Genomic DNA, 14,928 nt, shown 5'->3' with positions numbered 1-14,928 from the left:
TGTTATTATTTGTTCATTAATTCTTCAATCTCATCTGCTTTGATCGGAATATTAGCCATCAAGTTAAAAGGCTCTCCGTTTTCTTGAATAACCACATCATCTTCTAAACGAATACCCATATTCTCTTCCGGAATGTAAATACCCGGTTCTACAGTAAATACCATATTTGCTTTCATAGGTGTTTTTAATGCGCCATAGTCATGCGTATTTAAACCAATATGGTGACTAGTACCATGCATAAAGTACTTTTTGTATGCTGGCCAATCAGGATTCTCATTTTGTACATCGGCCTTATCTAACAAACCGAGTCCGAGTAATTCTGAAGTCATTAATTTACCACACTCTTTATGGTATTCTGCCCAAAGCGTGCCAGGCACCAACATTTTAGTAGCATCGTCTTTTACACGTAATACGGCATTATAAACCTCTTTTTGGCGCTTGGTAAATTTTCCGTTTACAGGTATTGTTCTGGTTAAATCGCTAGAATAATTCGCATATTCTGCAGCAACATCCATCAAAATTAAATCGCCATCGTTACAAGGTCTATTATTCTCTAAGTAATGAAGTACATTGGCATTAGTACCAGAAGCAATAATTGGTGGATAAGCGAAACCTTTAGATCTATTTCTTACGAATTCGTGCAAAAGTTCTGCTTCAATCTCATATTCCATCACTCCCGGTTTCACAAAACTAAGAAGTCTACGAAATCCTTTTTCGGTGATATTACAGGCAGTTTGCATGATTGCAATTTCTTCTGGCTCTTTAATACCTCTAATTTCCTGAAGAATAGGGTTACTCTTGGCAACCTTATGAGCAGGATACTGATGCTTATATTTTTCAATAAATCGGTCTTCACGCGTTTGCGTTTCTACCGCTTGTCTATAATGCTCGTTGGTATTGAAATAAATTGTTTCAGCTTCTGTCATTAAATCGAAGAAGATTTTTTCAAAATCTGACAACCAACAAACAGTTTCAATTCCCGAAACTTCAGTAGCCTTTTCCTTAGTCAGTTTAGCACCTTCCCAAATAGCAATATGTTCATTGGTTTCGCGAACAAACAGCACCTCGCGATGCTTTTTATTTATAGCATCAGGAAACAACACTAAAATAGTTTCTTCTTGATCAGCCCCAGATAGGTAAAAAATATCTCTATGTTGCTCAAAAGGCAATACACTATCTGCACTTATTGGATAAATATCATTAGAGTTAAAAACAGCAATACTCTTAGGCTGCATGCGATCCATAAACTTCTTACGGTTCTTTATAAATAGGGAGTTAGATATTTGATCGTATTTCATGAATTCTTATTTTGATATAAAATTAAGCATAATGTGTTGTTTCCTCAGAAAATAGGGCATAGAATTATAAGATTTACAAGAACACCATCTCATATTCTTAACTACAAATTAGCTAACTTGTATACCTAAACCAAACAGAAACAACTCATGAAAAAAATCGCTTACCTATTAATAGGCGCTTTGTGCCTACAGGCATGTTCCGAAACCAAAAAAGAAGAAACTCAATCTGAACTTTTTGCGCGTATTGACACCGAAATCAAAGCAAACTCTAAAGGTTATAGTTCGTTAAAAGAAGCTACAGAAACCATTGGTCATAGACTAACAGGATCTACAAACGGAGCGAAAGCTGAAGAATACACCTTTAATAAATTTAAAGAATACGGTTTTGAAGATGTTGCATACCAAACTTTTGAAGTAGAGGCTTGGGCAAGAGGTGAAGTTTCTTTACAAATAAATGAGGAGGATGTTAAAGTTGTAACCCTTGGTCATGCTCCTATCAAGGCAAATGTTATAGGAGAAATAGTAGATATGGGCAATGGGCTAGATGCAGATTATACGGCTAACCCAGATGCGGTAAAAGGAAAAATTGCTTTAGTATACATTTCTATTTTGCCAGATAGTGAAGAAGGACTAAGTAATTTACACCGAAGTGAAAAAACGGCCCTAGCAATTAAATACGGTGCTATTGGTATTATCATTTTTAATCAAGTTGACAACGGAGTTCTCTTGACAGGTACTGCCTCTGTAACTGGAGAGTTGATTCCGATTCCTGCTGTGTGTATTGGAAAAGAAGATGGCATGGCATTGAAAGAAACGTTGAAAACTAAAAAAGCAACAGCCAAAATTGACATGACCAATACGAGTGATGTCATCAAAGCAAGAAACGTGGTTGCAACATTGCCAGGTACTGAAATTCCGCAAGAAGAAATTATTATTGGCGGACATTTAGATTCTTGGGATTTAGCGACTGGCGCCATTGATAATGGTATTGGGTCTTTTGCAGTTTTAGATATTGCAAGAGCTTTTAAGGCAAATAACCTTCACCCAAAACGTACAGTGAAATTTGTAATGTTCATGGGAGAGGAACAAGGGCTACTCGGATCTAAATATTTAGTAGCACAAGCTATTGAAAACAAAACTATTGAGAACATTAAATACATGATGAACTTAGATATGTCTGGTAACCCAATTGGTATGAATGCTGGCGGAAAGTTAGATGACGAAAAATTCTTTACAGATTTAGGTGCTGCTATTCAACAACAAGATACCATCTACCAAAATACATTTTCTAATAAATCTGGTTTACATAGCGACCACCAACCTTTTATGTTAGAAGGTGTGCCGATTTTATCTGTAAACAGTAATCTAGACCGTTCTATTTACGGCTGCTACCATTCTGACTGTGACGATTTTAATTTGGTGAATGAAGACCATATGAAAAATACCGCTCGTTTTGGTACTATGATGCTTTATGCTGTAGCAAATGCTGATAAATTACCTGCCACAAAAATGGATAGTGAAACGACAAAAGAGTTCATGATCAAGAACGACTTAAAAGAGAAATTGATCATTGGCAACGACTGGAAATGGGAAGAATAAATTCACTTAAAAGAATAATTATAAAGCAGGGTTTTGTTCCCGCACTACTCTGCTTTTCCTTTTTAACAGGATGTTCGCAGCATACTGAAGAAAAATCGGTTAACTATTTTGATATTGTTCGCCCAGAATTTACGGGTCAACTTGCTTATGAAACTACAGACTTTGTAGAAGATTATTGGCGTGTTGTTGGCAATACTGGCTTCAATAAAACCATTTACCTTATTGCCGACAGTTTAAAAGCTTCAGGTTATGTGCTTGAGGAAAAAGCAAAGGATAGTGAACGATTGACCTACCGTATTGAAAAACGGAAAATGACCCACCAAACATGGGAACCTGTAGCTGCTTCATTACAAATTGTTGGCAACAACAATCCGCTCTTACTTTCAGAAACGAATAGGAACATGACCTATTTAAATTCTGCCTCTACGCCTAAAAAAGGAGTAACTGCTGAAGTCATACAAATAATATCTACTACCGATTTAGAGCGTATTTCTGTGAAAGGGAAAATAATATTCGCAGAAATGAGTGTTAGACGGCTGTATAAACTAGCGGTTGAAAAAGGTGCCATTGGTATTCTTACGTATGATAATCCGGATTATTTACAGCCAGAGAAAAACAAGACCTCTATTCAGTTTAGAAGTCTACCTTCTCAAGATGATGCTGATTTTTGGGGCATTGCACTATCCTACGAAGCAAAAGAAAAACTAAAAACACAGCTTCAAAAAGGCAAAACAGAAGTTCTGGTACATATTGAAACCAAAAGATACCCATCCGAAGAACTTACTGTAGTAGCGAACATAAAAGGCAGCGAACTACCAGATGAGCGTTTGGTATACAGCGCACATATTCAAGAACCAGGTGCAAATGACAATGCAACAGGCGTAGGCACACAATTAGAAATGGCTAAAACAGCTGCTAAATTGTTTGCAGAAAACAAAATAGAATTTAAAAGAACCATGACCTTGTTATGGGGAGATGAAATAATCTCCACTAGAAGATATATTGAAGAAAATTCTGAACGTACAAAAGGGATTAAATGGGGAATTAGTTTAGACATGGTCGGTGAAAATACCGCTATTACAGGAGGCACTTTTCTAATCGAAAAAATGCCAGACCCAAGTGCTATTTGGACTCGCGGAAAAGATAAACACAGCGAATGGGGCGGTGAGGTTTTGAAATTAGAAAATATGAAACCGCATTACCTGAACGATTTTATAATTTCCACATTTAAAGAACAAGGCGACTATGCCAATTGGGTAGTCGAAACCAACCCTTTCGAAGGCGGCAGTGATCACACTCCGTTTTTAGAAGCCGGTATTCCAGGACTTTTACTTTGGCATTTCACAGATCAATTTTACCATACCGATAATGACCGCATTGACAAGGTATCTCAAGAAACCTTGAAAAATGTAGGTACGGCAGCGTTAGTTAGTGGGTTGAAATTGATAAATGCGTCAGATTCTTTTGTTCATGAACAGATTCAAATTTTAAAAGAACAGGCTATTAACCGTTTAAATGATGAAGCAAAACTAAGTATACTAACACTTAAAAATGGAGGTACAATCGAGGAAGAAAAGCAAATTATTTCTGCTTGGGAAGATTGGTACAATAAATCTCTTGCCTCTGTAATTGATATACATACAAATAAAAATTCAGCCGTAAAAACTGCTATTTCCGATGCTCAAAACCAAGTACAGCAAAAATCGAATGAATTAAAAGAAACGCTTAAATAAAAACCCATTCAGCTTCATAGTACAATTTGCCAAGGGTATAAGTAATCAGTAACTTACCATCAGTATGATCAAACAAATGAAAATGAAAAACTCTTTCCTGTTATTTCTAGCCAGTATTACTATTGCATCGGCACAAATTCAACCCACTACTTCACAAACGGTAGATGAATCTTTAGTTGCAAAAAAAGTGATGGAAACTAATTCTCTGGTTAAAAACATTCCTTTGAAAAATATTGGTCCGTCTGTAATGAGCGGTCGTGTTGTTGACTTAGCAGTCAATGAAAATAACCCTACAGAATATTATGCTGCCTATGCCTCTGGGGGTATATGGTATACCAATAACAACGGTAATACTTTCACCCCGGTGATGGATGAAACCCAAACTCAAAATCTTGGTGATATTGCAGTTCACTGGCAAAGTGGTACTATCTGGGCAGGTACTGGCGAGAATAATTCTTCTCGTTCATCATACGCAGGTATCGGAATTTTAAAATCTACCGACAAAGGCAAAACTTGGCAACACATGGGTTTAAGCGATTCGCACCATATTGGGCGTATCGTGGTGAATCCGGATAATGCAAACGAAGTTACCGTTGGTGTAACAGGCCATTTATACTCGAACAACAAAGAACGTGGTATCTATAAAACCACAGATGGTGGTAAAACTTGGAAAAACACCTTATTCATAGATGACAAAACAGGTATTATTGATGTAGCCGTTTCACCTAATAATTATAGCATTCAATATGCCGCAGCTTGGCAAAAAGATAGAAAAGCATGGGATTTTATTGGTAATGGCGAAGGTTCTGGTATTTATAAAAGTACAGATGCAGGAAGCACTTGGACTAAAATTTCAACTCCAACGAGTGGTTTCCCCACTGGTGAAGGTGTAGGTAGAATAGGTTTAGCGGTTTTTGATGATAATACTGTTTATGCAGTACATGACAGTCAATTTAGAAGAAATGCATCCAAAGAAAAGAAAGAGAAACAAGCTGGCTTATCAAAAGATGATTTTAAATCGCTCTCAAAAGAACAATTTCTAGATTTAAACGACAAAGACTTGAACGAGTTTCTAAAGACAAATAACTTCCAAGAAAAATATAGAGCTGCCAATGTAAAGCAAATGGTCCGCAGTAATGCTGTACAACCCGCGGACATCGCATTGTATTTAGAAGATGCAAATTCTATGTTATTCGACACGCCCGTAATTGGTGCAGAAGTGTATCGTAGTAATGATGCCGGTACCAGTTGGGTGAAGCAAAACGAAGAATATATTGATGATTTATTCTATAGCTACGGATATTATTTTGCGCAAATAACGGTAGACCCAAATAATGTTGATGCCATCTATTTATCTGGCGTTCCTATTATTTCTTCTAAAGATGGTGGTAAAACATACACTTCAATTAATGGCGATAATGTTCACTCTGACCACCATGCTGTATGGGTAAATCCAAATTTACCGGGACATTTAATCAACGGAAATGATGGTGGAGTAAATACAAGTTATGACGATGGTAAAAATTGGTTCAAGAACAACTCACCAACCGTAGGTCAGTTTTATGCTATTGCGGTAGATAATGAAAAACCATATAATGTATATGGCGGTTTACAAGATAACGGCGTTTGGATGGGTCCACATAACGCAGAAGAAAATACTGAGTGGCAACAAACAGGTCAATACCCTTGGAAATCTATTTTGGGTGGCGATGGTATGCAAGTACAAGTAGATAATCGCAATGCTAATATCGTTTACACAGGATATCAATTTGGTAATTATTTTAGAATTGATTTAGAAAAAGACCAGAGAAATTACATTCAGCCAAAACACGAATTAGGCGAGACTCCGTATCGTTTTAATTGGCAATCTCCTATTCTATTATCACCCCATAATCAAGATATTTTATATATGGGTAGCAATAAGCTACACCGCTCTTTAAATCAAGGTGATACTTGGGAAACCATTTCAGGCGACCTAACCCAAGGAGGTAAAAAAGGTAACGTCGCATTCGGAACTTTAGCAACCATTTCAGAATCTCCTTTTAAATTTGGATTGATGTACACCGGTAGTGATGACGGCCTTATTCAACGTACCGACAATGGTGGCGGAAATTGGGAAGTCATTTCTAAAAACCTCCCTCAGAATTTGTGGGTAAGTAGGGTAATCGCCTCTAAACATCAAAAGGGCCGAGTATTTGCCACGTTAAATGGCTATCGTTCAGACGATTTTACACCTTATATATATGTAAGTGAAGATAAAGGTGCCACTTGGAAAAATATTGCAGCAAATATACCTACTGCAGCAGTAAATGTAATTATTGAAGATACCGAAAATGAGAAAGTATTATTTGTAGGTACCGACAATGGTCTATACGTAAGCTTGAATGGCGGTACATCATGGGAATCTTTTCAAAACGGAATGCCTAATGTTGCGGTACATGATTTGGTAATTCAAAAAGAAGCCAAGCATTTATTAGTAGGTACGCACGGCAGAAGCATTTTCAAGGCAGATATTTCAGCATTGCAAAGTATGACTACCGATGTATTAGCAAAAGCATTGCACACCTATCCGCTAGAAAACATAAAGTATTCTTCGCGTTGGGGGAATTCATGGAGCTCTTGGTCGAAAGCAAGTACTCCCGGTTTAGATATTACTTTTTATTCTAATCGCGATGATGTATACCAAGCTAAAATAAAATCTTCGGATGATATTGTGGTGAGCGAAACCGAAATCATCGCCAGCAAAGGCTTGAATATATTATCATATGACCTAGCATTTTCTAAAATTGGAAAGTTGAATTACCTTAAAAAACACAAAACCGAATTAAAGCAAGCTGATAATGGAAGCACCTATCTACCAAAAGGATCATACGTTGTTGAAATAAAAGGAAACGGCACCAATGAAAACATCACTTTCGAAATAGAGTAAAAATGAAAATAGTCGACTGGAATACACTACCTGATTTAGGCGTAAGCCATAATACGGATATTAAAAAGAGAACATTGATTGAGCGTGGTGAAATTCCGCAATTAATGATGTATGGCACTGCCGTTTTTAAACCTGGTCAACAAGTAGAATTACACAAACATGATACGATGTTCGAAGTGTTTCATATACAAACAGGTCAAGCAGTTTTTACTATTTCAGGTAAAGAGTATAAAGTAGGTCCAGGTAATTGTATAACCATTGAACCAGGCGAAATTCACGGTCAGCACAACCCTTTTGATGCCAATGTAACTTGGACCTATTTCGGCATTGCAACAGATTAAGAAAAACAAATTATGGAATTAACCTTAGGGATACCAGCACTACTTTTTCCGGCTATTTCGTTGACCATGCTCGCGTATAATGCCCGCTATTTAGCCATTGCAGCCTTAATACGACAATTACATCAAAAATATCAAGAAACAGAATCAGCGTCTATTGGTTTACAAGTACAAAAGCTAAGAAAGCGACTTACTATAATTAAGAATATGCAGGCAACCGCTATTGTAAGTTTTTTGTTAGCCGTAATTACCATGACTTTAATTTATGCTGAATATACATTTTGGGCTAATTTGGTATTTAGCATAAGCTTATTTGCACTAATGATCTCATTAGTACTCTCATTGATCGAAGTACAATTATCGACTAAAGCCTTAGAAATTCAGTTAAAGGATATGGAGAAATAATGGTTACACATCAAGTGAAGAAGCCCAACTAATAACCTAGCCGTTCGTCGATGTTTTTATAAGCTATTAGGTTAATATCTAGTATCTTTGCCGCCTGACAAAAATAGGCATGAAAAGAGTTCGAGAACTCGAATTATTTAATCAAATCAGAGAGATAAGGGAGTTTGAATTTGGGGTGTTTTATTTCTTCAAAGGTGGCATCGTAATATCTGAAATGCATCAAGGTGCAAAATTTAAATGGGAAAGTGCAAAAAAGGCAGTTTACGCAGCTCAAGAAATCTACGAAAAAGGTATTCCTCTAATTTATATTGCCAATAGGGTCAATAAATATCATGTGCCAACTTTTGAATGGTTCAAGTTTCATAAAAATCGTTTCGATATGCAATATATTGCATCAGTTGGCGGATTAAAAAACAACGTATTCAGTCTATTGATTAAGAAGTTAATTTTTCCAAAAAGGATAAAAACCTTCATAGATTTAGATCAAGCTGTACATTGGGCGCTACATATTTCTAAAAAATCAGATCAATCTTCTATTTCTTAACTATTTTTTTGTTTAAAGATTAAGAATTTACAAGCCTAAACAGAAGATAAATCTTAAACATCATTATAATTCATTTTAAAATCAATCTAAATAGACATACTAAAACTGCTTAATTCTTGTTAATAACTAGCTTGTGATGTAAATTCGCATATAAAATTAACGACTAATGAGCGGATTTTTTAAATCTTCGATTGGTAGAAAGTACGCAATGGCGCTTTCTGCTTTCTTTTTAATGTTTTTTCTACTTCAGCATTTTGCAATTAACATCTTATCGGTTTTCAGTCCCGATGCGTTCAATGAAGCTTCGCATTTTATGGGTACTTTTTGGGCCGTACAATATGTTTTGCAACCTGTCTTAATTTTCGGGGTAATTTATCACTTCGTAATGGGTTTCATTTTAGAAGCTAAAAACAGAAGTGCTAGAGTGAAAACATATGCAAAAAACAATGGTGCAGCCAATTCATCTTGGATGAGCCGTAATATGATTTACAGCGGATTAGCCATTTTGGCTTTCCTAGTACTTCACTTTATCGATTTCTGGATACCAGAAATCAACACTAAGTTTATTGACGGAGACATGACCGGTTTGCTGCCGAACGGTGAAGGATTCAGATATTATGAAGAACTTGTTCATAAATTTGAAAATCCATTACGTGTAGGTGCTTATGTTATTGCCTTCATTTTCTTATCGCTACACCTTATGCATGGATTCAGTTCTGCATTTCAGTCTGCAGGTGCATCGAGCATGAGAAAAGAAAAACTACAATTGTTTGCTAAAGTGTATTCGATATCTATTCCGTTAGGATTTATATTCATTGCACTTTTTCATCATTTTAATCATTAATACCTATTACTTATGTCTGTATTAGACTCAAAAGTACCTAAAGGTCCGTTGAAAACGAAGTGGACCGATTATAAGAACCACATAGATTTAGTTAACCCTGCCAACAAACGTAATATTGATATTATCGTAGTTGGAACAGGATTGGCAGGTGGTTCTGCTGCTGCAACTTTAGCAGAATTAGGCTATAATGTAAAAACATTTTGCTACCAAGATTCTCCAAGAAGAGCACACTCTATTGCTGCACAAGGTGGTATTAACGCTGCAAAAAACTATCAAGGTGATGGTGATTCTACTTACCGTTTATTTTACGATACGGTAAAAGGTGGTGATTACCGTTCTAGAGAAGCGAACGTATATAGATTAGCAGAAGTATCTGCAAATATTATTGACCAATGTGTTGCCCAAGGCGTACCATTTGCACGTGATTATGGCGGACTATTAGATAACCGTTCTTTCGGTGGTGTATTAGTTTCCCGTACATTCTATGCTAAAGGACAAACAGGACAACAATTGTTATTAGGAGCTTATTCTGCAATGAACAGACAGATTGCACGTGGTAAAATTACCCCGTTCAATCGTCATGAAATGTTAGATGTAGTTAAGGTAGATGGCAAGGCTCGTGGTATTATTGCTCGTAACTTGGTTACCGGTGAAATAGAACGCCACTCTGCGCACGCCGTCGTTATTGCTTCTGGTGGATACGGAAATGTTTATTTTCTTTCGACAAATGCAATGGGATCGAACGTTACGGCATCTTGGAAAATTCATAAAAAAGGAGCATTTTTTGCAAACCCTTGTTATACTCAAATTCACCCAACGTGTATTCCACGTTCAGGAGATTATCAGTCTAAACTTACGTTGATGTCTGAGTCTTTAAGAAACGATGGTCGTATTTGGGTACCTAAGAATTTAGATGATGTAATGGCAATTCGTGAAGGCAAGAAAAAGCCGACAGATTTGTCTGAAGATGAAAGAGATTATTACTTAGAAAGAAGATACCCTGCATTTGGTAACTTAGTACCACGTGACGTTGCATCGAGAGCTGCAAAAGAACGATGTGATGCTGGTTACGGAGTAAATGCAACTGGCGAAGCCGTTTATTTAGATTTTGCAGCCGCAATTAAACGTTACGGTATTGAGCAAGCTAAAATTCATAATATTACAAACGCATCAGCAGATAAAATATATGATTTAGGTGCTGCCATCGTTAAGGCGAAATACGGAAACCTATTTCAAATGTATGAGAAGATTGTTGATCAAGATCCTTACAAAACACCAATGATGATTTACCCAGCGGTACATTATACTATGGGCGGTGTTTGGGTAGATTACAATTTAATGACAACCATACCTGGCTGCTACGCTATTGGTGAAGCAAATTTCTCTGATCACGGTGCAAACAGACTTGGAGCCTCTGCTTTAATGCAAGGTTTAGCTGATGGTTATTTTGTACTGCCATATACAATTGGTGATTATTTATCACACGACATTAGAACTGGAAAAATACCAACAGATACACCTGAGTTCGATGCTGCTGAAAAAGAAGTAACTGATAGAATTAATTTCTTTATTAACAATAAAGGAGAGCATTCTGTAGATTATTACCATAAGAAATTAGGTAAGATCATGTGGGATGAGTGTGGTATGTCACGTAACGCAGAAGGTCTTAAAAAGGCAATTGAAGAAATATCGGCGCTTAGAAAAGATTTTTGGAAAAACGTTAATGTTCCAGGAACAACTACAGAATACAACGAACAACTAGCTAAAGCTGGTAGAGTTGCAGATTTCTTAGAATTGGGAGAATTATTCGCTAAAGATGCATTGGTAAGAGAAGAATCTGCCGGTGGTCACTTTAGAGAAGAACACCAAACAGAAGATGGTGAAGCAAAAAGACTTAAAGAGTTTCAATTTGTTTCGGCATGGGAATATAAAGGAGAACCAAAAGATGCAGTTCTGCATAAAGAAGAATTGGTTTACGAGAATATAGAGGTTAAAGAAAGAAGTTATAAATAAAGAAGGTATCATGAACTTAACACTTAAAATTTGGCGTCAAACAGATGCGAACGACAAGGGTAAAATGGTCGATTATAAAGTGACAGAAATATCTGAACACATGTCCTTTTTAGAAATGATGGATGTTCTTAACGAGCAATTAATCAATAAAGGTGTAGAACCTGTAGCTTTTGACCACGATTGTCGCGAAGGTATTTGCGGTATGTGCTCTATGTATATTAACGGTGAGGCTCATGGTCCTGACAGAGGCGTTACCACTTGTCAATTACACATGAGAATGTTCAAAGATGGCGACACTATTACAATAGAGCCATTTAGAGCAAAAGCATTTCCGGTAATTAAAGATTTAGTTGTAGACAGAAGCGCTTTCGATCGTATTCAGCATGCTGGTGGTTACATTTCTGTAAACACTTCTGGTAATACGCAAGATGCAAATGCTACTCTGATTTCAAAACATGCAGCAGATGAGGCTATGGATGCCGCTACCTGTATTGGTTGTGGCGCTTGCGTGGCAAGTTGTAAAAATGCTTCAGCAATGCTATTTGTAGGTGCTAAAGTCTCTCAATACGCATTATTACCACAAGGTCAAATAGAAGCTGTTGATCGTGTTAAAAATATGGTCGCACAAATGGATCTTGAAGGTTTTGGTAACTGTACCAATACTGGAGCTTGTGAAGTAGAATGCCCTAAGGGAATTTCTTTGGAAAACATTGCAAGAATGAACCGCGAGTTTTTAAGTGCTAATATTAAAAGTTAGGCTTAACAATCATAAAGTTTTTAAAAATCCCGACCATAAAGGTTCGGGATTTTTTATTTTTAAGATATGCCAGAAGACTACCCCAAAGAACGAATCAAAGTGCCAAGGTTCAACGAAGAATCTGGTTTCTACACTACACCGGAGCGCTCAAGAATAATGAGCAAAATAAAGGGTAAGAATACAAAACCTGAACTTGCTTTCAGAAAAGCATTGTACGCAGCTGGATATCGCTATCGAATAGATTACAAAAACCTGATCGGTAAACCAGACATTGCCTTACCAAAATATAAAACGGTCATATTTATCGATGGAGAATATTGGCATGGCAAAAACTGGGAAGAAAGAAAGCCAAATGTTAAAACCAATCGCGAATTCTGGATTGCCAAAATAGAAAGAAACATTCAGCGTGACCATGAAGTAAACGAAGAACTTAAGAATTTAGGTTATACGGTATTCAGATTTTGGGAGACAGATATCAAAAAAAATCTTGAAGAATGTTTAACCATGACCTTAAATCATTTAAAAGCTACGCAATAGAGCACAAAATGAATTTTATGAAGTTCATTTAATAAATGTTTAACCCTTGTGAGCCCTTATTTAATATAGCCTTAACGGATTTTAACCTGTATGATATGTAACTTAGTATCAAACAAATTATTAATCGTTTAAAACTATATAATATGAAGAGGATAGCAATATTAGCTACAAATGGATTTGAAGAAAGTGAATTAAAATCTCCAAAAGAAGCCATGGAAAAAGAAGGCTTTACTGTAGAAATCGTAAGTTTAGAAAAAGGTGAAATAAAAGGTTGGGCAGACGGAAATTGGTCTAACAGTTATAGAGTTGATAAAACTCTTAGCGAAGTAAAAGCTGAAGATTATAATGCCTTGGTTTTGCCAGGCGGTGTAATCAATCCAGATTTATTGAGAAGAGAAGAAACCGCATTAGATTTTGTACGCGATTTCTTTAAATTAAAGAAACCAGTAGCAGCAATTTGCCATGCACCATGGACATTGATTAGTGCAGGAGTGGTGAAAGGAAGAAAAATGACATCATTTAATTCCATCAAAGATGATTTAGTAAATGCAGGGGCTAATTGGGTAGACCAAGAGGTCGTAGTAGATGAAGGATTTGTAACCAGTAGAAATCCGGATGATTTGCCTGCTTTTAATTCCAAATTAATTGAGGAAATAAAAGAAGGAAAACATGAAATGCAACATGCATAATTCATTTTTTATGGAATTTATAAGCCCAACCAATTGGTTGGGCTTTTTTTATGTCCGTATTTAAAATTCATACATTTACTATTATGGATTATAAACCACACACCAAAGCTTCTAAATTACCCCATGTAAAGACTACCATTTTTACAACGGTAGGTAATCTTGCCCGAAAACACAACGCCTTAGATTTATCTCAAGGTTTCCCGAATTTTCAAGCAGATACCAAACTAAAGTCATTGGTAAACGAGGCTATAAATAATGGATATAATCAATATGCACCCATGCAAGGGTATTACGGACTAAGAGAAGCTATATCACAAAAAATAGAATCGTTACATAACCGCTTGTATAATCCTGATAGTGAAATAACAGTGACCGTTGGTGCCACACAAGCTATTTTTACAGCCATTACAGCCTTTGTTAAAAAAGGTGATGAGGTAATTGTCATAAAACCTGCGTACGACTGTTATGAGCCCGCAATCATATTAAATGGAGGAACTCCGGTTTTTGTTCAATTAGATGCTCCAGATTATAAAATTGATTGGGGTATTTTCCGCAGCAAGATTAGTGATAAAACCAAAATGGTCATCATCAATACGCCTCATAACCCCAGCGGAACTATGATGACAAAAAGGGATATGGAACAGCTGGAGGCAATACTAAAACCTACTAATATAATTCTACTTAGTGATGAGGTATATGAGCATATCATTTTTGACGGAAAAGTACATGAGAGTGCCTCTCGATTTCCAGATTTAGCCAACAGAAGTTTTATTTGTGCATCGTTCGGAAAAACATTTCATGTAACTGGTTGGAAAATGGGGTATTGTGCCGCACCAGCTGAATTAATGGCTGAGTTTAGAAAAGTGCATCAATTTGCAGTATTCTGTGTAGACCATCCGGTACAACGGGCATTAGCTATTTATTTAAAAAATGCATCACACTATCTAGATTTGAACAATTTTTACCAACAGAAACGAGATTTCTTTCTTGAAGGAATAAAATCGTCCAAATTCAAGTTTAAACCATCCCAAGGCACTTATTTTCAATTATTAGATTACACTACTATTTCAAATGAAGAAGATGAAGTAATCGGGAAACGATTAATTATCGAAAACGGCATAGCATCTATACCCATCTCCTCTTTTAATGTCGATAATAGAAATGATTATATGTTAAGATTCTGCTTTGCCAAAAAGCAGGAAACTTTAGAAAAAGCAGTAGAAATTCTATGTAAGCTATAAA

Annotated in this window: 13 protein-coding genes; 12 read left to right on the top strand and 1 reads right to left on the bottom strand. The window is 36.4% G+C overall.

Annotated features, from left to right (window positions below; translation table 11 throughout):
* Window positions 1–5: 5 nt before the first annotated feature.
* Window positions 6–1,298, bottom strand: coding sequence for an aminopeptidase P family protein (locus tag ACPF9A_RS10435; protein ID WP_424004205.1), 1,293 nt, complete (start codon window positions 1,296–1,298; stop codon window positions 6–8).
* A gap of 147 nt (window positions 1,299–1,445) precedes the next feature.
* Here ACPF9A_RS10435 and ACPF9A_RS10430 point away from each other — a divergent pair, with 147 nt between their 5' ends.
* The 12 genes from ACPF9A_RS10430 to ACPF9A_RS10375 all read left to right on the top strand — a co-directional run bounded on the left by ACPF9A_RS10430 (window position 1,446) and on the right by ACPF9A_RS10375 (window position 14,927).
* A complete protein-coding gene (locus tag ACPF9A_RS10430) occupies window positions 1,446–2,897 on the top strand; it encodes a M20/M25/M40 family metallo-hydrolase (RefSeq protein WP_424004203.1) in 1,452 nt (483 codons plus the stop codon).
* A complete protein-coding gene (locus ACPF9A_RS10425; RefSeq protein WP_424004201.1) occupies window positions 2,885–4,630 on the top strand; it encodes a M28 family peptidase in 1,746 nt (581 codons plus the stop codon). The genes ACPF9A_RS10430 and ACPF9A_RS10425 overlap by 13 nt, the downstream gene beginning before the upstream one ends.
* A gap of 82 nt (window positions 4,631–4,712) precedes the next feature.
* Window positions 4,713–7,559, top strand: a complete 2,847-nt coding sequence (locus ACPF9A_RS10420) for a VPS10 domain-containing protein (protein ID WP_424004199.1) — start codon at window positions 4,713–4,715, stop codon at window positions 7,557–7,559.
* Window positions 7,560–7,561: 2 nt separating this feature from the next.
* Window positions 7,562–7,900 (top strand): cupin domain-containing protein, encoded by a 339-nt coding sequence (locus ACPF9A_RS10415; protein WP_424004197.1) that lies wholly within the window; start codon window positions 7,562–7,564, stop codon window positions 7,898–7,900.
* A gap of 12 nt (window positions 7,901–7,912) precedes the next feature.
* Entirely contained in the window at window positions 7,913–8,302 is a 390-nt protein-coding gene (locus tag ACPF9A_RS10410) for a DUF2721 domain-containing protein (RefSeq protein WP_424004195.1), read from the top strand.
* Window positions 8,303–8,411: 109 nt separating this feature from the next.
* Entirely contained in the window at window positions 8,412–8,846 is a 435-nt protein-coding gene (locus ACPF9A_RS10405) for a hypothetical protein (RefSeq protein ID WP_424004193.1), read from the top strand.
* Window positions 8,847–9,012: 166 nt separating this feature from the next.
* Window positions 9,013–9,690: a succinate dehydrogenase cytochrome b subunit gene (locus ACPF9A_RS10400; RefSeq protein ID WP_424004191.1), complete on the top strand. Its 678-nt coding sequence runs from the start codon at window positions 9,013–9,015 to the stop codon at window positions 9,688–9,690.
* Between the two features lie 12 nt (window positions 9,691–9,702).
* On the top strand, window positions 9,703–11,703 hold the full coding sequence (locus tag ACPF9A_RS10395; protein ID WP_424004189.1) for a fumarate reductase/succinate dehydrogenase flavoprotein subunit: 2,001 nt from the start codon (window positions 9,703–9,705) through the stop codon (window positions 11,701–11,703).
* Between the two features lie 10 nt (window positions 11,704–11,713).
* Window positions 11,714–12,460 (top strand): succinate dehydrogenase/fumarate reductase iron-sulfur subunit, encoded by a 747-nt coding sequence (locus ACPF9A_RS10390; RefSeq protein WP_424004187.1) that lies wholly within the window; start codon window positions 11,714–11,716, stop codon window positions 12,458–12,460.
* A 66-nt stretch (window positions 12,461–12,526) separates the two neighbouring features.
* Window positions 12,527–12,997, top strand: coding sequence for a very short patch repair endonuclease (locus ACPF9A_RS10385; RefSeq protein ID WP_424004185.1), 471 nt, complete (start codon window positions 12,527–12,529; stop codon window positions 12,995–12,997).
* 143 nt (window positions 12,998–13,140) lie between these two features.
* A complete protein-coding gene (locus ACPF9A_RS10380; RefSeq protein WP_424004183.1) occupies window positions 13,141–13,686 on the top strand; it encodes a type 1 glutamine amidotransferase domain-containing protein in 546 nt (181 codons plus the stop codon).
* A gap of 83 nt (window positions 13,687–13,769) precedes the next feature.
* Window positions 13,770–14,927, top strand: a complete 1,158-nt coding sequence (locus ACPF9A_RS10375; RefSeq protein WP_424004181.1) for a methionine aminotransferase — start codon at window positions 13,770–13,772, stop codon at window positions 14,925–14,927.
* Window position 14,928: the final 1 nt, after the last annotated feature.

Source organism: Maribacter sp. IgM3_T14_3, from assembly GCF_049603095.1.
In the GTDB taxonomy this organism is placed as follows: Bacteria; Bacteroidota; Bacteroidia; order Flavobacteriales; family Flavobacteriaceae; genus Maribacter.
Note: the sequence above shows the minus strand (reverse complement) of the source record. Positions and strands in the feature narration are given on the sequence as shown.